Origin of the sequence: Sinomonas cyclohexanicum (assembly GCF_020886775.1) — a bacterium.
Lineage (GTDB): Bacteria > Actinomycetota > Actinomycetes > Actinomycetales > Micrococcaceae > Sinomonas > Sinomonas cyclohexanicum.
The window spans coordinates 952790-974843 of sequence record NZ_AP024525.1; the positions used below are offsets into that span (position 1 = coordinate 952790).

Here is a 22054-nt window from a genome sequence, read left to right on the forward strand (position 1 = left end):
TCGGGCAAGGGTTGCGGCGAAGATGATCGTGGACTCTAAGATGGGTCAGCCCCAACGAGCGCAAGGAGAGCAGCGTGGTAGGACGCCCCCGCACGAGCGATGAGGCCCCGCAGGGGGCCGCCGCATCCCTGCTCAACGGCCTCGGCGTGCTCGAGGCGTTCTCGATTGAGAGGCCGATCCTCGGTGTCACCGAAATCGCCCAGCGCGTGGGCCTGCACAAGAGCACGGTCTCCCGCATCCTTGCCGGTCTCGCCGAGGCGGGATATGTCCAGCGCGACGAGGCGACAGGCCGGTACCGATTGGGACTCGGCCTCCTGGCCCTCTCGGGGCCCCTCCTCGCCGACCTCGACGTGCGCCGCGCCGCGCTGCCCTACCTCGAGGAGCTGACTGAGCGGACGGGGGAGACGAGTGCGCTGGCCGTGTGGAACGGCGCCGAGGCCATCGTCGTCGAGCAGGTTCCGAGCCCCCACCAGGTCAAGCACACGGCGTCGATCGGAACCCGGTACAACAAGTTCGCGTCCTCGTCGGTCCAGGTGTTCCTCGCCGGACTCACGCCGGACGCGGCGCGCGGCCTGCTCGCCTCGGGCGAGGTGGTGCTGCCGGGGACGCACGACGGCGGCGCCTCCGCTGCCGCCTCCGCTCGTGCCCTGGAGGTGCTCGCCACAGTGGCGGCGGACGGCGTCGCGGTGAACGACGGCGCCACGACGCCCGAGGAGTTCGGCGTGTCCGCGCCCGTGTGGGACTACCGCGGGCGCATGGTCGGGTGCGTGACGGCATCGGCGCCGCGCTCGCGCGCTCAGGGTGACGTCGCCGAGCGGCTCGGGGCCGCGGTCATCGAGGCTGCGGCCCACGTCTCCGCGCGCCTCGGGTACGGGGCCAAGCGCGCCGAGGCCTGACGGCCGATCTGTGGCAGTGCCCCGTCCTCGCGGCGGCCCGCCGTGAGGGGGTGGACCTGGAGGCGACGCAGCTCGAGGCCCTCTCCAGCGGCGAGCAGCCCGTCGTCTGGGGGCTCGCCAGGCGCGGACCGGACCGCGGGCAACGGACAGCGGCAGAGAGGTCCGGCCCCCACCCCAGGAGCGATCTTGGGGCCGGACCCTTTTCAGTGCCCGCGATCCGCGGCACGGGGCGACGGCGTCAGCCCCGCAGCAGAGCCATCGCGTCGTCCTGGCCGAGCAGCTCCTGTCGGTACTCCTCGAGCAGGACGGCGAGCATCGCCTGGGCGCGCCCGGGGGACTCGGCGCCCATGGCATCCCGGGCGAACACCGCCCGGATGTTGTGGGCGTACGCGTCCGCGGCCGTCTGCGCAAGGCAGAGATGCGTGGAGACGCCAGCCAGGAGGACCTGATCGACCCGCCACGCGAGGAGTCGCTGCCGCAGGTCCGTTCCGATGAACGCGCTGTCGCGGTGCTTGACGAGCTGCGGGAGGTCCCGCGTGTCGAGCTCCGCGAGCGGCGCGGCCTGCTCGGTGCCGCGGAACGAGAAGCCCTGGCCGTCGTCGAGCATCGACAGTGTCCAGGTGGACTCGTCCGGTTCGTGCTCAGTGCGGACGATCAGCGTCGGGGTGGCCGCGGCCCGGGCGGCGCCGATGAGCTGGTTGCAGGCGCCCACAAGACGGTTCCGCTGGGCTGCCAGCGATGGGTTCTCGAAGAACGCGTTCTGCATGTCGATGACGAGCAGTGCGGTGCGCATGCCCGTGACCCTACCCGGGCCCGGGGCCGTTCACACGCACCCGCCACGCACGACGGCGGCCGGTGCCTTCCGCTCGGAAGGCGCCGGCCGTCGTGGTCGCGGGGGCGCGGGGCTCAGTGGCCGCGGTTGATCCATTCCTGCAGGTGGGGGGCCTCGGTGCCGATGGTGGTGGGGTCGCCGTGGCCGGTGTTGACCACGGTTTCCGGGGGGAGGGTGAGGAGGCGGGTGCGGATGGAGTCGATGATGGTGGGGAAGTCGGAGTAGGTGCGTCCGGTGGCGCCGGGGCCGCCGGCGAAGAGGGTGTCGCCGGTGAAGACGGTGTCCAGGGCCGGGGCGTGGAAGCACACGGAGCCGGGGGTGTGGCCGGGGGTGTGCAGGGCGGTGAGCTCGGTCCCGGCCACGGAGAAGATCTCCCCGTCGGCGATCTCGGCGTCCGGGGCGGTGCCGGGGTAGACGGCCTCCCAGAGCATCTGGTCGGCCGGGTGCAGGAGCACGGGCGCGCCGACCTTCTCGGCGAACTCGCGGGCGTGGCGGATGTGGTCGTCGTGGCCGTGGGTGAGCAGCACCGCGGTCACGGTGCGGCCCGCGACCGCGCCGGCGGCGGCGCCGGCGTCGTGCGCGGGGTCGATCACGATCGCCTCGGTGCCGTCGCCGATGATCCAGACGTTGTTCTCCACCTCCCATGTGCCCCCGTCGAGGGAGAACGTGCCGGAGGTGAGGATCCGCTCGATGCGGGCGTGCCCTGCCCCGCTCACAGCTCGACCACCGAGCGCAGGACGGCCCCGGAGTGCATCTTGGCGAAGGCGGCCTCGACGTCGTCCAGGCCGATCCGCTCGGTCACGAACGCGTCCAGGGGCAGGCGGCCGAGCTTGAACTGCTCCACGAGCATCGGGAAGTCCCGGGACGGCAGGCAGTCCCCGTACCAGGAGGACTTCAGCGACCCGCCGCGCCCGAACACGTCCAGCAGCGGCAGCTCGAGGGTCATCTGCGGGGTCGGGACGCCGACCAGGACCACGCGGCCGGCCAGGTCCCGGGCGTAGAAGGCCTGCCGGTACGTCTCCGGGCGGCCCACGGCATCGATCACGACATCCGCGCCGTGCCCGCCGGTGAGGTCGCGGATCGCCTCGACGGGGTCGGTCTCGCTCGAGACGACCCCGTGCGTCGCGCCCAGGCCCTTGGCGAGCTCGACCTTGGCCGGGTCCAGGTCCACGGCGATGATCGTCGTGGCCCCCGCGAGCCTGGCCCCGGCGATGGCGGCGATGCCCACCCCGCCGCAGCCGATCACGGCCACGGACTCCCCGCGGGCGACCTCGCCGGTGTTGATCGCGGCGCCGATGCCGGCCATGATGCCGCAGCCGAGCAGGCCCACCGCGGCGGGGTCGACGTCCTCGTCGATCCTGGTGCACTGGCCGGCCGCGACCAGGGTCTTCTCCGCGAACGAGCCGATCCCGAGGGCGGGGGTGAGCGGGGTGCCGTCCTCCAGGGTCATCTTCTGGGTCGCGTTGTGGGTCGCGAAGCAGTACTGCGGCTGGCCCTTCTTGCACGCGCGGCACTGCCCGCACACCGCCCGCCAGTTCAGGATCACCCGGTCCCCGGGCTTGAGGTCGGTCACGTCCGGGCCCACGGCGGAGACCACGGCGGTGGACTCGTGCCCGAGCAGGTACGGGTAGTCGTCCCCGATCCCGCCGAGCTTGTAGTGCAGGTCGGTGTGGCACACCCCGCAGGTCAGCACGTCCACGAGCGCCTCGCCCGGACCCGGATCCGGGACCAGGATCGTCTCCACCGCCGCCGGCGCACCCTTCTCACGCACGACGACCGCCTTCACCTCGTGCGTCTGCTGTCCGGGGGCTGCAGTGGTCATGGGGAATCCTCCTGTGGATCGTGAAACGTGGGCCGCGCCCATCATGACCGGCGCCCGTGGTGCGCGTCCACGTGGCCTGCGGCATGACCCCACGGCAGGGAAGCCTGAGGTCCCCAGACTGGTATAGCTCTGATATATCAGACCAGCCTAAAGCCGGCGCCGTCCGGGGTCAAGAAGGCCTCTCTCGCCTCGTGACATTCTTCCCTCACCTTTCCGAAAGTGCTTGACACCCCTCTGTGACCTGACTCACTGTTGTGCATGCCGAATCACGTTGCAGCCAGTGCAATTCATGGCGGGAGCCTTTGGCGCCGGGGACGTCTGGGACCCACTCTCTAAGGAGCAGCACGCATTCATGACATCCAAGCACTTCGACTACATCATCGTCGGCGGTGGCAGCGCCGGCGCCGTTCTGGCCGACCGCCTGAGCGCGGACGGTAACCGCACTGTCCTCGTCCTCGAGGCCGGCCGCAGCGACTACCCGTGGGACCTGTTCATCCAGATGCCGGCGGCGCTCACGTTCCCCAGCGGCAACCCGCTCTACGACTGGCGCTACGAGTCGGATCCCGAGCCGTTCATGGGTGGCCGCCGCGTGGCGCACGCCCGCGGGAAGGTCCTCGGCGGCTCGAGCTCCATCAACGGCATGATCTTCCAGCGCGGCAATCCGCTCGACTACGAGCGCTGGGGGGCCGACGCCGGGATGGGGACCTGGGACTTCGCCCACTGTCTCCCGTACTTCAAGCGCATGGAGAACGCCCTGGCGTCGTCCCCCGATGACCCGTACCGCGGCCACGACGGCCCGCTCATCCTCGAGCGGGGCCCGGCCACCAATCCGCTCTTCCAGGCCTTCTTCGACGCCGCCGTCGAGGCCGGCTACCCACGGACGGGCGACGTCAACGGCTTCCGCCAGGAGGGCTTCGGCCCGTTCGACCGCAATGTCCACAAGGGGGAGCGCTACTCCGCATCCCGCGGCTACCTGCGCCCAGCGCGGAAGCGACCGAACGTCACGGTGCAGACGCTGGCCTATGTGACGGGCATCGAGCTCCAGGGCACACGTGCCACGGGCGTCACGTACCGGCGCGGCGGGCAGAACCACACCGTGGGCGCCGGAGAGGTGATCCTGTGCGGGGGCGCATTCAACACCCCGCAGCTCCTCCAGCTCGCAGGCATCGGCGACCCGCAGCACCTGAGCTCGGTCGGCGTCACCCCGCGCGTGGCCCTCTCAGGAGTCGGCGAGAACCTCCAGGACCACCTCGAGGTCTACATCCAGCACGCGTGTCTGGCTCCCGTGTCCCAGCAGCCCTCGCTCGACCTGTGGCGCATGCCGTTCATCGGGCTCGAATGGCTTCTGGGACGCAAGGGCCCGGCGGCGACCAACCACTTCGAGGGCGGGGGGTTCGTCCGCTCGAACGACGACGTCGAGTACCCGAACCTCATGTACCACTTCCTCCCGGTCGCGGTGCGCTACGACGGCCAGAAGGCTCCCGTCGAGCACGGCTACCAGGTCCATGTGGGGCCGATGTACTCTGACGCGCGCGGCCGGCTCCGGATCCGCTCGGCCGATCCGATGGCCCGTCCGTCGATCCTCTTCAACTACCTCTCGACCGAGCAGGACCGCCGCGAGTGGATCGAAGCGATCAGGGTCTCGCGCGAGATCCTGCGCCAGCCGGCCATGGCTCCGTTCAACGGCGGAGAGATCTCGCCCGGGTCGTCCGTGGGCACGGACGCCGAGATCCTCGACTGGGTCGCCCGCGACGCAGAGACCGCCCTGCACCCGTCCTGCACCGCGAAGATGGGCCCCGCCTCGGACCCGATGGCCGTCGTCGACCCTCTCACGATGAACGTGCACGGCACCGAGGGGCTCCGCGTCGTCGATGCCTCGGCGATGCCCTACGTGACGAACGGGAACATCTTCGCCCCGGTCATGATGCTCGCCGAGAAGGCAGCAGACCTCATCCTCGGCCGGGCGCTCCCGGCCGAGCCCGAACCGTACTACCGACACGCCGTGAGCCAGACCGAGGAGGCCGCATGAGCGCCAGTGTCCTAGAACCCCGTACCGCGCGGCGCGCGGCCCCCAGCGGACCGTCGGAAGCCGCCCTCAAGGTCGAGGGGCTGTGGAAGATCTTCGGCCCGAAGTCGGACAGGATCATCGGCACGCCCGACGAGCAGCTGACCCGGAAGGAGCTCCAGCGCAAGACCGGCTGCCTCGCGGCCGTCAAGGACGTCTCCTTCGAGGTCGCCCCGGTGAGGTCTTCGTGGTGATGGGCCTGTCGGGGTCCGGCAAGTCGACGCTCGTGCGCCTGCTGACGCGGCTGATCGAGCCGACCGCGGGAACGGTGACCATCGACGGCGAGGACGTCACCCGCGCCAGCAAGGCGAAGCTGCGCGAGATGCGCCGCAGCCACATGGCGATGGTGTTCCAGCAGTTCGGCCTCCTCCCGCACCGCAAGGTGATCGACAACGTCGCCTACGGCCTCGAGGTCAGGGGCGAGGGCAAGGCCAAGCGGCTCGCCCGCGCCCAGGAGATGGTCGACCTCGTCGGCCTGGCCGGCTATGAGCGCTCCTTCCCGGACCAGCTCTCGGGCGGCATGCAGCAACGCGTCGGCCTGGCCCGCGCCCTCGCTGTCGATCCCCAGGTCCTCCTGTTCGACGAGCCCTTCTCCGCGCTCGACCCGCTCATCCGCAGGGATATGCAGAACGAGGTGTGCCGCCTCCACGAGGAGGTCGGCAAGACCATGGTCTTCATCACCCACGACCTCCAGGAAGCGCTCAGACTGGGCGACCGCATCCTCATCATGCGCGACGGAGAGGTCGTCCAGATCGGGACGCCCTCCGAGGTCGTCGCGAACCCCGCGGACGACTATGTGCGCGAATTCGTCTCCGACGTCCCGCGCTCGCACGTGCTGACCCTGCGGTACGTGGTCCGGGCGCCCCGCGCGGCGGAGTCCCTCGAGGGTCCGGTCATGCGCGCGGACTGCGTGGTCCGCGACGCCGCGCGGCAGGTCCTGGAGTCGTCGCTCCCCGTCCGGGTGTACGACGGCGAGCGGTTCCTGGGCGTGGTCGACGACGAGGACATCCTCCGCGTCGTCGTAGCCGAAGAGGCGTCCCCCGCAGCAGCCAACGGCGGTGCGGCGTGAGCGCGCTGGCCACCGAGCGCGAACGTGCCGATGCAGCAGCGGCCCCGCCCGCGGGGGCGAGGGAGCGTGCCGCGGAGCCCGCGACCCGCCCTCCGACGGGCGCCCCACACTCCGTCGTCCGCCGCCATTGGCGCCTGCTCCTCGGTGCCGGCGTCGTGGCCGCATGGCTCGTGCTGTGGGCGCTTCTGAAGGGGACGCAGACCCTCGAGCTCGGCGGGGCGGAGAAGACCGACGTCCACGTCTGGTTCAACGGCCTGAGGGACGGCTTCGATGCGGCCCGTGCGAACTCGGCCGTCTTCGAATACGTCGTCCAACCGGTCACGAACGGCCTCAACGGGGCCGTCGCCTTCCTCCAGCACCTGCTGAGCCAGCCATCCGCTGTCCGCCCGGTGCCCGAGGTCGGCTGGCTGGGCGTCGTCGTGCTCCTCGCCTGGCTCACCTTCGCCTCCGCAGGCATCCGGTCGACGCTCCTGGTCGCCGGCTGCGTGCTCCTGTTCGGCTTCTTCGGCTACTGGCAGCAGAGCATCGACACACTCATCGTGACGTCCGTCGCCGTCGTCATCTGCGCGGTCCTCGGGCTCCCGCTGGGCATCCTCGCAGCGAGGAACCCCAAGGTCTCGGCCGTGGTCACACCCGCGCTGGACCTTGCGCAGACTCTGCCCTCGTTCGCCTACCTCGCCCCGCTCGCGCTCGTCTTCGGGATCGGCCCGGCAGCGGCCATCGTCACGACGATCATCTACGCGCTGCCCCCGCTCGTGCGCATCACGGAGCACGGAATCCGGGCCGTCTCGCCGACCACTCTCGAGGCCGTGACGTCGATGGGCGGCACCGCCTGGCAGACGCTGACCAAGGTGGAACTGCCCATGGCGCGGCGCACCATCGTGGTCGGCATCAACCAGTGCACGATGGCCGCCCTGTCCATGGCGACCATTGCGACGCTCATCAACGGGCCCGGGCTCGGCGGACCCGTGCTCCAGGCGCTCCAGTCGCTCGACGTGGGATCCGCCTTCGTCTCGGGCCTGGCGATCGTCCTCATGGCGATCATGCTCGACCGCACGACGACGGCGGCCTCCGAGCGCTCCGGCATCGAGGCCCGTGTCCAGCGGGGCACGAACGGGTCCGGGCTCCGAGGGCCGCGCGTCAGGCGTGTCGCCCTGGTCGTCGGGGCGGTCGTCACCGTCATCGCCATCTACCTCTCGCGCACGTACCTCGCGTTCGCGAAGTTCCCCTCCGCGCCGGACTTCGGGAGCCCGCTCGCGAAGGCCGTCTCCGCCGCGACGGACTGGACCGTCGGCACGTTCTCGGGCTTCACCGGCTGGGTGCGGGAGGCCGTCACCGCCGGGCTTGTGAACCCGCTCGAGTCGCTCCTGGCGCAGTCGCCGTGGTGGGTCATGGCCCTCGTGCTGCTCGCCCTCGCGTTCGCCCTCGGCGGCTGGCGTCCGACCGTCGTCACGCTCGTCTGCGAAGCCGTGATCCTCGGGACAGGCCTGTGGAACGAGAGCATGAAGACCCTCGCCACCACGCTCGTCGCGACCCTCCTCGTGGTCGTCGCGGCCGTCGCCGTGGGCGTGTGGATGGGCAGGAGCAGGCTCGTGGACTCGATCGTGAGGCCGGTGCTCGACGCCTTCCAGACGATTCCGCCGTTCGTCTACCTCGTGCCCGCCCTCGCCCTCTTCGGACCCACGCGGTTCACCGCGATCGTCGCCGCGCTCGCCTACGGCGTGCCGATCGCCACCAAGCTCGTCGCCGACGGCATCAGGGGCGTCTCCCCGGTCAGTGTCGAGGCCTCGGAGTCGATGGGGACCACGACGTGGCAGATGGTCTCCAAGGTCCAGCTGCCCATGGCCCGCTCGGCCGTCGTCCTGGCCGCCAACCAAGGCCTCCTGTACGTCCTGGCCATGGTCGTCGTGGGCGGCCTGGTCGGAGGCGGCGGACTCGGCTACCTCGTCGTGTCCGGCTTCTCCCAGAGCCAGCTCTTCGGCAAGGGACTCGCCGCCGGCATCGCCATCACCGCACTCGGAATCATGCTCGACCGCATTGCCCAGCATGCCGCTGCCCGCTTCGGCAGCGCCTGAACAAGGAAGTGCCATGAAAATCTCGATCAAGGAACGCCTCCGCCCCGCCGCCGGGCGACGGGGCAGCGCGAAGGCGCTCGCCGCCGTCGTGCTCACCGCCACGCTCGGGCTCACCGCCTGTGGCGGGGACATCTCCGCCGCGTCCTCCTCGTCCAGCGGCGCGAGCTGTGGGACCTTCAACGTTGCCGTGAACCCGTGGGTCGGCTACGAGGCGGACGCCTACGTGGTCGGCACGCTCGCCAAGGAGAAGCTCGGCTGCACCGTGAACTACAAGACCCTCAAGGAAGAGGTGGCTTGGCAGGGCTTCGGCAGCGGCGAGGTCGATGTGGTCATGGAGAACTGGGGCCACCCGGACCTCACCGAGAAGTACATCACCCAGCAGAAGACGGCCGTCGATGCCGGCTCCACCGGCAACACCGGGGTGATCGGCTGGTTCGTGCCGCCATGGATGGCCAAGCAGTACCCGGACATCACCGACTCGAAGAACCTCAACAAGTACGCGGACCTGTTCAAGACCTCCGAGTCCGGTGGCCAGGGCCAGCTGCTCGACGGCGACCCCTCGTTCGTCACCAACGACGAGGCGCTCGTGAAGAACCTCGGCCTCAACTACAAGGTCGTGTACGCAGGCAGCGAGCCCGCCCTCATCCAGGCGTTCCGCCAGGCCGAGCAGAACCACACCCCGCTCATCGGCTACTTCTACGACCCCCAGTGGTTCATGGCCGAGGTCCCGCTCGTGAAGGTCAACCTCCCCGCCTACACCGACGGCTGCGACGCCGACGCGGCCAAGGTGGCCTGCGACTACCCGAAGTACGACCTCAACAAGGTGGCCTCGACGAAGTTCGCGAACTCGGGCAGCCCCGCCTACAGCCTCGTGAAGAACTTCCACTGGACCAATCAGGACCAGAACACCGTCGCCGGCTACATCGCCAAGGACGGCATGAGCCCCGACGCGGCTGCCCAGAAGTGGATCGACGCCAACCCCGACAAGGTCGCGGCATGGCTCAAGTAGCGACGCTGGCCCCGGAGACTCAGAGCCGGACCGTCAAGGGACTCTACGTCGACGGCGCCTGGTGCGTGGCGCACGACGGCGCGACCGCCGTCGTGCGGTGTCCCGCGGACGGGAGCGAGGTGGCGGTCGTCGCCTCGTCCACCGTCGACGACGCGGAGCGGGCGATCGCGAGCGCCCGCGCCGCGTTCGACGGCGGACCGTGGAGGCGCCTCACGGACATCGAGCGCGGGGCGGTCATGCTGCGCGTCGCCGACCTCCTCGAGCGTGACCGCGCAGCCTACGCCCGGGCCGAGGCGCTCGACACCGGCAAACGCCTTGTCGAAGCCGAATACGACGTCGACGACGTCGCGGCGTGCTTCCGCTACTACGGGAAGATTGCGGGGCTCGACGCGGGCCGGGTGATCGATACCGGCCGGCCGGACGCCATCAGCCGAGTCGTCTACGAGCCGGTGGGGGTCTGTGCCCTCATCGCCCCGTGGAACTACCCGCTCCTCCAGGCAGCATGGAAGGTGGCCCCGGCCCTCGTCGCCGGGAACTCGTTCGTCCTCAAGCCGAGCGAACTCACGCCGTCGACCTCGATCCTGCTCATGGAGACTCTCGCCGAGGCGGGGGTCCCGGCCGGGGTGGCGAACCTCGTGACAGGCCGCGGGGCCACCGTGGGAGCCCCGCTGAGCTCGGACCCGCGCGTCGACCTCGTCTCCCTCACGGGCAGCCTCCAGACGGGGCAGACCATCATGGCCGCCGCGGCGCAGACTGTGAAGGGCGTGGCCTTCGAGCTCGGCGGGAAGAACCCCAACGTCGTCTTCGCGGACGCTGACTGGGATGCGGCCGTCGACAACGCACTCACCGCCGTCTTCCTGCACTCCGGCCAGGTGTGCTCGGCCGGTGCTCGGCTCGTGGTCGAGGAGACGATCGCCGAGCGCTTCGTCGCCGAGGTCGTGGAGAGGGCCGGGCAGATCAGGATGGGAGGTCCGTTCGACCCCGAGGCCGAGACGGGGCCGCTCATCTCCGCGAAGCATCGCGCTCAGGTCCATGCCTACGTCCAGTCGGGTATCGCGGAGGGTGCCACGCTGCTCTGCGGCGGCTACATCCCCGATGAGGGGCCGCTAGCCGAGGGTTTCTTCTACCCGCCCACCGTGCTCGGCGGCTGCAGGTCCGGGATGGGCGTGGTCCGGGAGGAATCGTTCGGGCCGGTCCTCACCGTTGAGACGTTCCGTGACGAGGCGGAGGCGATCGCGATTGCGAACGACACCGACTACGGTCTGGCGGGCGCCGTGTGGACCTCGGACGCGTCGAAGGCCCAGAGGGTCGCGGGCGCGCTGAGGCACGGAACGGTGTGGATCAACGACTACCATCCGTACGTGCCGCAGGCGGAATGGGGCGGATTCGGGAAGTCCGGCATCGGGCGCGAGCTCGGCCGCGCCGGCCTCGACGAGTACCGCGAGGCGAAGCACATCTGGCAGAACGTGAGCCCGTCACCGAGCGGGTGGTTCGGCACGGGCTCCGCACACCAGCCGAACCACATCACGGCATGATCAGGTCCGGCCTCTCAGGAGCGATCCCGGGAGGTCGGACCGCCCATGAGCTCAGTGATCTCCTCGCCGGCGGCGACGATGGCCTTCGCGATGCCGGGGTTCGCCTCGGGATCGAATCGGAACGCCGGTCCCGAGAGGCTCACCGCGCCGATCACGTCCCCCGTGTGGCCGAACACCGGCGCGGCGATGGCATTGAGCCCCTCTTCGAGCTCCCCGCGGGTCGACGCAAAGCCGTGCTCGGCGATGCCTGAGAGCTCCTTCTCGAGCTGTTCGCGGCCATGCGTGTGCGGCGTGAACGATGTGAGCTCGACCCTCTGGAGGAGCTCGTCCCGCTCGCCCGGGTGGAGGTATGCGAGGAAGACCTTGCCGCTCGAGGTCGCGTGGAGCGGCGTGAGGCTTCCGATCCAGTCGAAGCTCGCCACGGTGGCGGAGCCCATCGCCTGGTCCACGTTGACCGCATAGACGTCGCGGCGCACGGCCAGGTTCACGGTTTCCCCGAAGTTCTCGGCGAGGTCCTCGAGCACGGGCCGCGCGGCGTTGACGAGGCTGAGCCGGCGCGGGATGGAACTCGCGATGCGCAGGAGCCCCACGCCGAGCTGGTACTTGCCGCGCCGGCTGCTCTGCTGGACGAAGCCGTGCGTCTCGAGCGCGCCGAGGATGCGCGACGCCGTGGACTTGTGCACGCCCATGCGGTCGGCCATGTCGCCGACCGCCGCGCTTCCCTCCTTGGCGAGGATCTCGAGGGCCCTGACGACACGCTCGACGGCCTGCACCCCGTTTGCGGACCGTGCCTCGTCTGGCTCCTCAGACATGATTGCCTTCCCCATGGGCCGATTCTGCCAGACCGTGTGCTATCGGTCATGGTGGTCGAGCGGCTGCAGCCCGCGACCGTCCGCCGGGTCCAGTTCATCCACGCCGACCGCTTGCATCTTATATATCAGTTGTTTATTTTTAGTATTCCACCATCACCGAGGGAGTTGCACGTGTTTGCGCAGAAGCCCCAGATTGAGGACATCGACGAGGGAGCCCTCGAGGTCCACGCGCCGAAGACCTACGCCGCCGGCGTGAAGGCGGTGACGGTTGCGCTCGAGCGGGGGCTCGCGCAGGCGGGGGTCGCACGGACAGTGCGTTCGATGCTGCGGGTGAACCAGCGGGACGGGTTCGACTGCCCGGGGTGCGCGTGGCCGGAGTCGATTTCCGGCCGGCGCAAGCCGGCCGAGTTCTGCGAGAACGGGGCGAAGGCGATCGCGGAGGAATCCACGGTGCGCACGGTGGGGCCGGAGTTCTGGGCCGAGCACCCGATCTCGGTCCTCGAGGGGAAGAGCGAGTTCTGGCTGGGCAGCCGGGGCCGGATCACCGAGCCGGTCGTGATCAGGCCCGGGGAGACGCACTACTCGCCGATCTCCTGGCAGGATGCGTTCGCCCTCATCGGTGAGCACATCAAGGCCACGACCCCGGATCGGTGCGTCTTCTACACCTCGGGGCGGACGGCGAACGAGACCGCGTTCATGTACCAGCTCCTCGCCCGGAGCCTGGGTACGAACAACCTTCCGGACTGCTCGAACATGTGCCACGAGTCCTCGGGCTTCGCGCTCAACCCCACGATCGGCGTGGGCAAGGGCACTGTCTCGCTCGAGGACATCCACCACGCCGAGCTCGTGCTCGTGATCGGCCAGAACCCGGGCACGAACCACCCGCGGATGCTCTCGGCGCTGGCGGAGTGCAAGGCCAACGGCGGCAAGGTCGTCGGTGTGAACCCGCTGCCGGAGGCGGGGCTCATGGGCTTCAAGGACCCGCAGACCGTCGCCGGGGTCGTGGGGGACGGCGTCGCGATCGCGGACGAGTTCCTCAAGGTCAGGGTCGGCGGAGACCTCGCGCTCCTCCAGGCCCTCGGGCACCTGCTCCTGGAGGCCGAGGACCGGAACCCGGGCGGCGTCGTCGACCGCGAGTTCGTGGCGGCGCAGACGGTGGGCTTCGAGGAGTACCGGCAGGCCCGCCGCAGCATCGACTGGGAAGCCACCCTCTCCGCGACGGGGCTCACCCGGGCGGAGATCGAGACGGTCGCGGAGCTGATGATCGCCTCCAAGGCCACGATCGTGTGCTGGGCGCTGGGCCTGACGCAGCAGCCCCACTCGGTCAACACGCTGAAGGAGATCGTGAACCTGCTCCTGGTGCAGGGGAACTTCGGCAAGCCCGGGGCAGGGGCGTGTCCAGTCCGCGGGCACTCGAACGTCCAGGGCGACAGGACCATGGGCATCTGGGAGAAGCCCACCGAGGCGTTCATCGCCGCCCTCGAGGCCGAGTTCGGGCTCCCGCTGCCCAGGGAGCACGGGTTCGAGTCGGTCGAGACCCAGCACGCGCTCGAGGCCGGGGAGGTGGACGTGTTCGTCTCGATGGGCGGGAACTTCCTCTCCGCGGCCTCGGACACCGCCAACACGGAGAAGGGGCTCAGGCGCACGGGCCTGACGGTGCACATCTCCACCAAGCCCAACCTCTCCCACGTCGCCCACGGCCGCACTTCGCTGATCCTGCCCACCCTGGGCAGGACCGACGTGGACGACAAGCACGCCGCCGGGCGGCAGTTCGTCACCGTGGAGGACTCGATGTCGGTCGTGCACCGCAGCCAGGGGCGCCTGCGCCCCGTCTCCGAGCACCTCCTGGCCGAGCCCGTGATCGTGGCCCGCATGGCCGTCGCCGCGCTCGGCGAGGACCACCCTGTCGATTGGCGGGCCATGGCCGAAGACTATGACGTCGTCCGCGACCACATCTCGCGCGTCATCCCCGGGTTCGAGGACTTCAACGCCCGCGTGCGCACCAAGGACGGCTTCGTCCTGCCCAGCCCGCCGCGGGACACCCGCACGTTCGCCACGGACGTGGGCCGGGCCCGCTTCACCGTCAGCCCGCTCGAATACCTCGAGGCGCCACCGGGCCACCTCATCCTGCAGACCCTGCGCAGCCACGACCAGTACAACACCACCATCTACGGCCTCGATGACCGTTACCGTGGTATCTCCAACGCCCGCCGCGTGGTCCTGGTCAACCCGGACGACCTCGCCGACCTCGGGTACGCCGACCGCGACCTCGTCGACGTCGTCTCGACCTTCAACGGCGACGAGCGCCGCGCCGAGGGCTTCCGCCTCGTCGCCTATCCGACCGCGCGAGGCTGCGCCGCCGCCTACTACCCCGAGGCCAACGTCCTGGTCCACAAGGACCTCGTCGCCCGCGAGTCCAACACGCCAGGCTACAAGGCCGTCACGGTGCGGTTCGAACGGGGGAGCGCGGGCTGACGCACTGACGCACGACGACGGCCGGTGCCTTCTTGCGGGGAAGGTGCCGGCCGTCGTCGTGCGGCGCCCGCCGTGATGCCGGTGCCCGCCATGGTGCAGGCCCACGGCGATGCGGCCGACGCGTCAGAGTGCCTTGCGGATCGTCGCCTCGAAGCTCGTCACGTGCTCGAGGGCCATGTGGCCGGCGGTCTCGGCGTCACCATCGGCGATCGCGCGCAGGAGGTCGGCGTGCTCCTGGACGTGGCCGGCCACGGAGGGCACCTTGTCCAGGACGAGGCACCAGATCCGCGTGGCGAGGTTGTCGTAGCGGATGAGGGCATCGGTGAGGTGCGGGTTTCCGGCGGCGGCGTAGATGAGCCTGTGCACCGTGATGTCGTAGCGCATGAGCTCGCGCTGGTCGATCGGTTCGGTCAACGCCTCGATGGTGTCCGCGGTCTCACGGAGCCGTTCGCGCATGGCCGGCGATGCGTCGCGCGCGGCCCGGCGTGCCGCGAGCGGCTCGAGCTGCTCGCGGATCTCGGACACGTCGGCGAGCTCGGTGATGTCCACGGCGGTCGCGAATGTTCCGCGCCGCGGGTAGGAGACCACGAGGTGGTCCACCTCGAGCCGTTTGAGCGCCTCGCGGACTGGCGTCCGCCCGACTCCGAGCTCCGCGGCGAGGGCCGTGTCGTTGATCGGGGCACCCGGCTTGATCTCGAGCATGATGAGCCGGTCGCGCAGCGTCAGGTACGCCTGTTCGGCGAGGGAAACGCCCGACGCCGCGCCCTCCACAGCAGCTGTCATCGTCACCTTGCACCTCCTTTCCCAGGGCCGCTTGACTCCCTGTGATGTGAACCATACTATCGATCTCAGAACTAATATATCAGTTGATGATTAGTCAGATATCAATATCGTTCCAGACGCCAGGAGGCACGATGGAGAACCTTCTCGATCTCCCGCTCGCGAGCGCAGATCCCGAGGTCGCCGCCGCTATCGCGGCCGAGCTCGGACGCCAGCAGGAGACCCTCGAGATGATCGCGAGCGAGAACTTCGCCCCCACCGCGGTCATGGAGGCGCAGGGCTCGGTCCTGACCAACAAGTACGCCGAGGGCTACCCGGGCAAGCGGTACTACGGCGGCTGCGAGAACGTCGACGTGATCGAGCAGCTCGCCATCGACAGGGCAAAGACGCTCTTCGGCGCCGAGTACGCGAACGTCCAGCCGCACTCGGGCGCCCAGGCGAACGCGTCCGCGATGCACGCGCTCATCCAGCCGGGCGACACGATCATGGGCCTCGACCTGGCCCACGGTGGCCATCTCACGCACGGGATGAAGATCAACTTCTCGGGCAAGCTCTACAAGGTGGTCCCGTACCGTGTCTCCGAGAAGGACCACCGGATCGACATGGCCGAGGTCGAGCGGCTCGCCGACGAGCACCGGCCCCAGCTGATGATCGCGGGCTGGTCCGCCTATTCCCGCCAGCTCGACTTCGCCGAGTTCCGCCGCATCGCGGACAAGGTCGGCGCGTACCTGCTCGTGGACATGAGCCACTTCGCCGGCCTCGTGGCCGCGGGCCTGCACCCGAACCCCGTCCCGCACGCCCACGTCACGACCACCACGACGCACAAGACCCTGGGCGGCCCGCGCGGCGGGATCATCCTGACCAACGACGCCGCACTGGCCAAGAAGATCAACTCGGCGGTGTTCCCGGGCCAGCAGGGCGGCCCGCTCGAGCACGTGATCGCCGGCAAGGCGGTCGCGTTCAAGTTCGCCGCGACCGAGGAGTTCAAGGACCGCCAGCACCGCACTCTCGAGGGCGCGCGGCTCCTCGCGGAGCGCCTGCTGCAGCCCGACCTCGCGGAGGCGGGGATCGGCGTCGTGAACGGAGGCACCGACGTGCACCTGGTCCTCGTGGACCTGCGGAACTCCGAGCTGGACGGCCAGCAGGGCGAGGACCGCCTTCACCGCATCGGGATCACGGTCAACCGCAACGCCGTCCCGTTCGACCCGCGCCCGCCGATGGTCTCCTCCGGCCTGCGGATCGGCACGCCCGCCCTGGCGACCCGGGGCTTCGGCGCCGAAGAGTTCATCGAGGTGGCAGAGATCATCGCCGCCGCCCTCAAGCCAGAGTTCGACGACGAGCTGGCCGCCTCGCTGCGCAGCCGCGTCGCCGTCCTCGCCGACAAGCACCCCCTCTACCCGAACCTGACCCCGGGCCAGAACGACCTGGCCGGGGCCCACACCGAGAACGGAGCCCAGTGATGGCGGATCTGCTGCCCGAACACCCGGACTTCCTCTGGCGCAACCCAGACCCGAAGCCCTCGTACGACGCTGTGATCGTCGGCGGCGGCGGGCACGGCCTCGCCACCGCCTACTTCCTGGCGAAGAACCACGGGATGACCAACATCGCGGTCCTCGAGCGCGGCTGGCTCGCCGGCGGCAACATGGCCCGCAACACCACGATCATCCGCTCGAACTACCTGTGGGACGAGTCGGCCGGCATCTACGAGCACTCCCTCAAGCTGTGGGAGCAGCTCCCCGAGGAGCTCGAGTACGACTTCCTGTTCAGCCAGCGCGGCGTCATGAACCTCGCGCACACGCTGCAGGACGTGCGCGAGTCGGTCCGGCGCGTGGGCGCGAACAAGCTCAACGGAGTGGACGCCGAGTGGCTCGACGCGGACCAGGTCAAGGAACTCTGCCCGATCATCAACACGAGCGAGGACATCCGCTACCCCGTCCTCGGCGCGACCTACCAGCCCCGAGCCGGCATCGCGAAGCACGACCACGTCGCGTGGGCCTTCGCCCGCAAGGCGGACGAGCTCGGCGTCGACATCATCCAGAACTGCGAGGTCACCGGCTTCGTCAAGGACGGCAACCGTGTGGTGGGCGTCCAGACGAACCGCGGCACGATCGCCACGGGCAAGGTCGCCCTGTGCGCGGCCGGCCACTCGAGCGTCCTCGCGAAGCTCGCGGGCTTCGACCTGCCGATCCAGTCCCACCCGCTCCAGGCGCTCGTCTCCGAGCTCCACCAGAAGGTCCACCCCACGGTGGTCATGTCCAACCACGTCCACGTGTACGTCTCCCAGGCGCACAAGGGCGAGCTGGTCATGGGCGCGGGCATCGACTCGTACAACGGCTACGGCCAGCGCGGCGCGTTCCACGTCATCGAGGAGCAGATGGCCGCGGCCGTGGAGCTCTTCCCGATCTTCTCCCGCGCACACCTCCTGCGCACCTGGGGCGGAATCGTGGATGTCACGCTCGACGCCTCCCCGGTGGTCGGCAAGGCCCCCGTGGACGGCATGTACATCAACTGCGGCTGGGGTACGGGCGGCTTCAAGGGCACCCCGGGCGCCGGCTGGACCATGGCCCACACGATCGCCAACGACGAGCCCCACGCCCTCAACGCACCGTTCGCCCTCGAGCGCTTCGAGACCGGCGCCCTCATCGACGAGCACGGCGCCGCCGCCGTCGCCCACTGAGCCGCGGCTCAGACAAGAACTGGAAGGAGCCAAGAGCATGCTTCTCATCACCTGCCCGAACTGCGGGCCCCGCGACGAGACCGAGTTCCACTACGGCGGCCAGGCCCACGTGGCCTACCCCGAGAACCCCGCCGAGCTGTCCGACACCGAGTGGTCCCGGTACCTCTTCTACCGCGAGAACACGAAGGGCAACTTCGCGGAGCGCTGGACCCACAGCGGCGGCTGCCGCAAGTGGTTCAACGCCATCCGCGACACCGTGACCTACGAGTTCAAGTCCGTCTACACCGGCGCCTCGCCAGCTGAGAACGCCGACAGGCAGAACACCACTGCATCCACGAATGGAGGCCAGAAGTGACCAACCAGAGCCACCGTCTCCCCGCAGACAAGCCCGCCGGTCGGCGGACGAACGAGCGGATCGACCGCGGCACGCCGGTGACCTTCACGGTCGACGGCACCGAGTACACCGGGTTCGCGGGGGACACCGTTGCCTCGGCCCTCCTCGCCAACGGCGTGGCCGAGACCGGCCCGTCCATGTACCTGGGCCGCCCGCGCGGCATCCTCGCCGCAGGCGTCGAGGAGCCCAACGCGCTGCTCACCGTCAAGGACCGCGGCGCCGGCGGCGTCGACGAGACGATGCTTCCCGCCACGATCGTCGAGCTCACCGACGGACTGGCCGCCACGTACCTCTCCGGCCTCGGCACGCTCGACCCCCGCCAGGACACTGCCGTCTACGACAAGAAGCACGTCCATACCGACGTGCTCGTGATCGGCGCGGGCCCCGCCGGCCTCGCCGCGGCCCGCGAGGCCGCCGCGACCGGCGCCCGCGTGATCCTCATCGACGACCAGCCGGAGCTGGGCGGCTCGCTGCTCTCCTCTCCCGGCGAGACGGTCGACGGCGTCCCCGCACCCGAGTGGATCGCCGCGGCCGCCGCTGAGCTCGCCGCGGCGGACGAGGTCACGGTCCTGACCCGCACGAACGCGTTCGGCTCGTACGACTCCAACTACGTCGTGGCCCTCGAATCCCGCACGGACCACCTCGGCGCCGCCAAGGCCCGCGAGCTGGACGCCCAGGGCGTCTCGCGCCAGCGGCTGTGGCACATTCGCGCCGCTCAGGTGGTCCTCGCGACCGGCGCCCACGAGCGCCCGATCGTGTTCGCGGACAACGACCGCCCGGGCATCATGCTCGCCTCCGCGGCCCGCACGTACCTCAACCGGTATGCCGTGCGCCCCGGCTCCGCCGCGGTCGTGTTCACCACGAACGATTCGGCCTACGCCACCGCGACCGACCTTGTCGCCGCCGGCGTCCCGGTCGCTGCCGTCGTGGACGCGCGTCCGGAGAAGACCGCAGTGGCCACCGCCGCCGAGGCGGCCGGAATCCGCGTGATCCCCGGCTCGGTGGTGAGCAGCACGGAAGGCTCCGAGAGCGGCCGGGTGAGCGCCGTCGTCGTGCGCGGCCTGGATGCCGCCGGCGGGCTGACCGGCGCCGGCGAGCGCCTCGAGGCGGACCTCCTGGCCGTCTCCGGCGGCTGGAGCCCCCTGGTGCACCTGTTCAGCCAGCGCCAGGGCAAGCTGCGCTGGGACGAGGACCTCGCGGGCTTCGTGCCGGCGAGCACCGTCACGGCCCAGCAGGTGGTCGGCGCGGCCCGCGGTTCGTACGCGACAGCGGATGCCGTCTCCGAGGGCGCCCACGCCGGCGCGGTTGCGGCGTTCAACGCGGGCTTCGTGACCGAGGCCGGCCAGCACGCCACCGCGGTCTCCGCCCACCCGGCCGTGGCTTCCGCACCGACACGCCAGGTCTGGCTCGTCCCTGGCGAGACCGGCGGCCCGGCCGACTGGAACACCCACTTCGTGGACTTCCAGCGCGACCAGACCGTCCACGACGTGCTCCGCGCGACCGGCGCGGGCATGCGCTCGGTCGAGCACATCAAGCGCTACACCTCGATCTCCACCGCAAACGACCAGGGCAAGACCTCGGGCGTCAACGCGATCGGCGTGATTGCGGCGGCGCTCAAGGGAGACGGGGGCGTGGCGCCCGGCATCGGCGAGATCGGCACGACGACGTTCCGCGCCCCGTACGCACCGGTCGCCTTCGCGGCGCTGGCCGGCCGCAAGCGCGGCGAGCTGTTCGACCCGGAGCGCATCACGTCCGTGCACCCGTGGCACGTGGCGCACGGCGCGAAGTTCGAGTTCGTGGGCCAGTGGCTGCGCCCGTGGTACTTCCCGCAGGGCGAGGAGACCATGGACGAGGCCGTGCTGCGCGAGTGCGCTGCCGTGCGCGAGTCCGTGGGCTTCATGGACGCCACGACCCTCGGCAAGATCGAGATCTGGGGCGCGGACGCGGGCGAGTTCCTCAACCGCATCTACACCAACGCGTTCAAGAAGCTCGCCCCGGGCATGGGCCGCTACGGCGTCATGTGCGGGCCGGACGGCATGATCTTCGACGACGGCGTGACCCTCCGCCTGGACCAGGACCGGTACTTCATGACCACCACCACCGGTGGCGCCGCGAAGGTCCTCGACTGGCTCGAGGAGTGGCACCAGACGGAGTGGCCGGAGCTCGACGCGAACTTCACGTCCGTGACCGAGCAGTGGACCACGGTCGCCGTGGTCGGCCCGAAGTCCCGCGCGGTCATCGCGAAGGTGGCCCCGGAGCTGGACGTGGACAACGACGCGTTCCCGTTCATGGCCTGGCGCGAGACGACCCTCGCCTCCGGCATCCCGGCCCGCGTGTGCCGCATCTCGTTCTCCGGCGAGCTCGCCTACGAGATCAACGTGGCCACGTGGTACGGGCTGCAGGTGTGGGAGGACGTCGCCGAGGCCGGCGCCGAGTTCAACATCACCCCGTACGGCACCGAGACGATGCACGTGCTGCGCGCCGAGAAGGGCTACCCGATCGTGGGCCAGGACACCGACGGCACCGTGACGCCGCAGGACGCGGGCATGGAGTGGATCGTGTCCAAGGCGAAGGACTTCGTGGGCAAGCGTTCGTACTCCCGCGAGGACACGGCCCGCACGGACCGCAAGCACCTCATCTCCCTGATCCCGGTCGATCCGTCCTTCCGCCTCCCGGAGGGCACGCAGATCATCGAGCAGGGCATCTCCACTGACTCCTCGAACGGCCCCGTGCCGATGCAGGGGTTCGTCACGTCGAGCTACCACTCGGCAGCGCTGGGGCGCTCGTTCGCCCTGGCCCTCATCAAGAATGGCCGCAACCGCATCGGCGAGACCCTCACCGCCGTCGCCGGGGACCGGCTCGTGGATGTCACGGTCGGAGAGACCGTCCTGTTCGATCCTGAAGGGAAGCGCCGTGATGGCTGAGACGATTGAAGTGAATGCAGGTACCCTCCGCCGCAGCCCCGCGGCCCAGCTCGCGGAGGCATTCGCCGCGGCGACCGTCTCGGGCAAGCACGCTGTGTCGGTGCGGGAGGTCCCGTTCCTGACCCAGCTCGGCCTCCGGGCCGTGCCGGGCTCGGCCGGGGCCGCCGCCCTCGAGACCGCCCTCGGCGTCTCCCTCCCCACCGGGCACGGGAGCACGACGGCGGGCGGTGGCTACACCGTCCTGTGGATCGGGCCGGACGAGTTCCTGGCCGTCGGCGATCTGAGCGGCGATGAGAACGGCCACGAGGACGGCGACTCGGCGTCCCAGGACCGCGGCCCGGCCGAGGCCGCCCGGGTGGGTGCTGCGCTCGGTGAGGTCGGCGCGCGGACGCCCGGCGCCGTCGTCGACCTCTCCGCCAACCGCACCACGTTCGAGCTGACCGGACCGAGCGCCCTCGCGGTGCTCGAGAAGGGCGTCTCCTTCGACCTGCACCCGCGGCAGTTCGCCGTCGGCCGGGCGATCGCGACCGTTCTGGACCACGTCCCCGTGCTGCTGTGGAAGACGGGCGAGGAGACCTACCGGATCCTGCCGCGCGCCTCCTTCGCGGACCATGTGGGCCGGTGGCTCGTCGATGCCATGCGCGAGTTCGCCGTCGGCGACCTCACAGGGCCGGGCGTACGGTAAAAGC

General features: G+C 70.2%; 18 protein-coding genes. 13 read left to right on the forward strand and 5 right to left on the reverse strand.

What is annotated here, in order from left to right; all coding sequences use genetic code 11:
• Positions 1-74 precede the first annotated feature (74 nt).
• Positions 75-896, forward strand: coding sequence for an IclR family transcriptional regulator (locus SCMU_RS04535; RefSeq protein ID WP_229231851.1), 822 nt, complete (start codon positions 75-77; stop codon positions 894-896).
• A gap of 238 nt (positions 897-1134) precedes the next feature.
• Here SCMU_RS04535 and SCMU_RS04540 read toward each other — a convergent pair whose 3' ends face one another.
• The 3 genes from SCMU_RS04540 to SCMU_RS04550 all read right to left on the reverse strand — a co-directional run bounded on the left by SCMU_RS04540 (position 1135) and on the right by SCMU_RS04550 (position 3550).
• Entirely contained in the window at positions 1135-1689 is a 555-nt protein-coding gene (locus tag SCMU_RS04540) for a cysteine hydrolase family protein (protein ID WP_229231852.1), read from the reverse strand.
• A gap of 113 nt (positions 1690-1802) precedes the next feature.
• Positions 1803-2444, reverse strand: a complete 642-nt coding sequence (locus tag SCMU_RS04545) for an MBL fold metallo-hydrolase (RefSeq protein WP_229231853.1) — start codon at positions 2442-2444, stop codon at positions 1803-1805.
• Entirely contained in the window at positions 2441-3550 is a 1110-nt protein-coding gene (locus tag SCMU_RS04550; protein WP_229231854.1) for an S-(hydroxymethyl)mycothiol dehydrogenase, read from the reverse strand. Before SCMU_RS04550 ends, SCMU_RS04545 begins: the two co-directional genes overlap by 4 nt.
• A gap of 352 nt (positions 3551-3902) precedes the next feature.
• On the opposite strand from SCMU_RS04550, the gene betA reads away from it, so the two are divergent.
• From betA to SCMU_RS04580, 6 genes are read left to right on the forward strand one after another with little or no spacing between them, the layout of a single operon-like run.
• Entirely contained in the window at positions 3903-5579 is a 1677-nt protein-coding gene (gene betA / locus SCMU_RS04555; protein WP_229231855.1) for a choline dehydrogenase, read from the forward strand.
• Positions 5576-5809 (forward strand): hypothetical protein, encoded by a 234-nt coding sequence (locus SCMU_RS04560; RefSeq protein ID WP_229231856.1) that lies wholly within the window; start codon positions 5576-5578, stop codon positions 5807-5809. Before betA ends, SCMU_RS04560 begins: the two co-directional genes overlap by 4 nt.
• Entirely contained in the window at positions 5809-6684 is an 876-nt protein-coding gene (locus SCMU_RS04565) for a betaine/proline/choline family ABC transporter ATP-binding protein (protein WP_229232935.1), read from the forward strand. The genes SCMU_RS04560 and SCMU_RS04565 overlap by 1 nt, the downstream gene beginning before the upstream one ends.
• Entirely contained in the window at positions 6681-8759 is a 2079-nt protein-coding gene (locus SCMU_RS04570) for an ABC transporter permease (RefSeq protein WP_229231857.1), read from the forward strand. The genes SCMU_RS04565 and SCMU_RS04570 overlap by 4 nt, the downstream gene beginning before the upstream one ends.
• Before the next feature lie 13 nt (positions 8760-8772).
• A complete protein-coding gene (locus SCMU_RS04575) occupies positions 8773-9768 on the forward strand; it encodes an ABC transporter substrate-binding protein (protein ID WP_229231858.1) in 996 nt (331 codons plus the stop codon).
• A complete protein-coding gene (locus SCMU_RS04580; protein WP_229231859.1) occupies positions 9756-11303 on the forward strand; it encodes an aldehyde dehydrogenase family protein in 1548 nt (515 codons plus the stop codon). Before SCMU_RS04575 ends, SCMU_RS04580 begins: the two co-directional genes overlap by 13 nt.
• 14 nt (positions 11304-11317) lie before the next feature.
• Here SCMU_RS04580 and SCMU_RS04585 read toward each other — a convergent pair whose 3' ends face one another.
• Positions 11318-12115, reverse strand: coding sequence for an IclR family transcriptional regulator (locus tag SCMU_RS04585; protein WP_229231860.1), 798 nt, complete (start codon positions 12113-12115; stop codon positions 11318-11320).
• 171 nt (positions 12116-12286) lie between these two features.
• Between SCMU_RS04585 and SCMU_RS04590 the strand changes: the two genes are divergently transcribed.
• A complete protein-coding gene (locus tag SCMU_RS04590) occupies positions 12287-14590 on the forward strand; it encodes an FdhF/YdeP family oxidoreductase (RefSeq protein WP_229231861.1) in 2304 nt (767 codons plus the stop codon).
• A 123-nt stretch (positions 14591-14713) separates the two neighbouring features.
• Here the strand turns inward: SCMU_RS04590 and SCMU_RS04595 are convergent, their stop codons facing one another.
• Positions 14714-15373, reverse strand: coding sequence for a GntR family transcriptional regulator (locus tag SCMU_RS04595; protein WP_229232936.1), 660 nt, complete (start codon positions 15371-15373; stop codon positions 14714-14716).
• Positions 15374-15504: 131 nt separating this feature from the next.
• On the opposite strand from SCMU_RS04595, the gene glyA reads away from it, so the two are divergent.
• The 5 genes from glyA to SCMU_RS04620 are packed head-to-tail and all read left to right on the forward strand — an operon-like array spanning position 15505 to position 22050.
• Positions 15505-16830, forward strand: coding sequence for a serine hydroxymethyltransferase (glyA, locus tag SCMU_RS04600; protein ID WP_229231862.1), 1326 nt, complete (start codon positions 15505-15507; stop codon positions 16828-16830).
• Positions 16830-18047: a sarcosine oxidase subunit beta family protein gene (locus SCMU_RS04605; RefSeq protein WP_229231863.1), complete on the forward strand. Its 1218-nt coding sequence runs from the start codon at positions 16830-16832 to the stop codon at positions 18045-18047. The genes glyA and SCMU_RS04605 overlap by 1 nt, the downstream gene beginning before the upstream one ends.
• 37 nt (positions 18048-18084) lie before the next feature.
• Positions 18085-18402, forward strand: a complete 318-nt coding sequence (locus tag SCMU_RS04610) for a sarcosine oxidase subunit delta (protein WP_229231864.1) — start codon at positions 18085-18087, stop codon at positions 18400-18402.
• A complete protein-coding gene (locus tag SCMU_RS04615; protein WP_229231865.1) occupies positions 18399-21365 on the forward strand; it encodes a 2Fe-2S iron-sulfur cluster-binding protein in 2967 nt (988 codons plus the stop codon). Before SCMU_RS04610 ends, SCMU_RS04615 begins: the two co-directional genes overlap by 4 nt.
• Positions 21358-22050, forward strand: a complete 693-nt coding sequence (locus tag SCMU_RS04620; protein ID WP_229231866.1) for a sarcosine oxidase subunit gamma — start codon at positions 21358-21360, stop codon at positions 22048-22050. The genes SCMU_RS04615 and SCMU_RS04620 overlap by 8 nt, the downstream gene beginning before the upstream one ends.
• Positions 22051-22054 lie beyond the last annotated feature (4 nt).

Bases quoted from the DNA above. Each gene is read 5' to 3' on its own strand.
- SCMU_RS04540 (WP_229231852.1), bottom strand. From the start codon at position 1,689: ATGCGCACCGCACTGCTCGTCATCGACATGCAGAACGCGTTCTTCGAG.
- SCMU_RS04550 (WP_229231854.1), bottom strand. From the start codon at position 3,550: ATGACCACTGCAGCCCCCGGACAGCAGACGCACGAGGTGAAGGCGGTC.
- betA (WP_229231855.1), top strand. From the start codon at position 3,903: ATGACATCCAAGCACTTCGACTACATCATCGTCGGCGGTGGCAGCGCC.
- SCMU_RS04560 (WP_229231856.1), top strand. From the start codon at position 5,576: ATGAGCGCCAGTGTCCTAGAACCCCGTACCGCGCGGCGCGCGGCCCCC.
- SCMU_RS04565 (WP_229232935.1), top strand. From the start codon at position 5,809: ATGGGCCTGTCGGGGTCCGGCAAGTCGACGCTCGTGCGCCTGCTGACG.
- SCMU_RS04575 (WP_229231858.1), top strand. From the start codon at position 8,773: ATGAAAATCTCGATCAAGGAACGCCTCCGCCCCGCCGCCGGGCGACGG.
- SCMU_RS04580 (WP_229231859.1), top strand. From the start codon at position 9,756: ATGGCTCAAGTAGCGACGCTGGCCCCGGAGACTCAGAGCCGGACCGTC.
- SCMU_RS04585 (WP_229231860.1), bottom strand. From the start codon at position 12,115: ATGTCTGAGGAGCCAGACGAGGCACGGTCCGCAAACGGGGTGCAGGCC.
- SCMU_RS04595 (WP_229232936.1), bottom strand. From the start codon at position 15,373: ATGACAGCTGCTGTGGAGGGCGCGGCGTCGGGCGTTTCCCTCGCCGAA.
- glyA (WP_229231862.1), top strand. From the start codon at position 15,505: ATGGAGAACCTTCTCGATCTCCCGCTCGCGAGCGCAGATCCCGAGGTC.
- SCMU_RS04605 (WP_229231863.1), top strand. From the start codon at position 16,830: ATGGCGGATCTGCTGCCCGAACACCCGGACTTCCTCTGGCGCAACCCA.
- SCMU_RS04610 (WP_229231864.1), top strand. From the start codon at position 18,085: ATGCTTCTCATCACCTGCCCGAACTGCGGGCCCCGCGACGAGACCGAG.
- SCMU_RS04620 (WP_229231866.1), top strand. From the start codon at position 21,358: ATGGCTGAGACGATTGAAGTGAATGCAGGTACCCTCCGCCGCAGCCCC.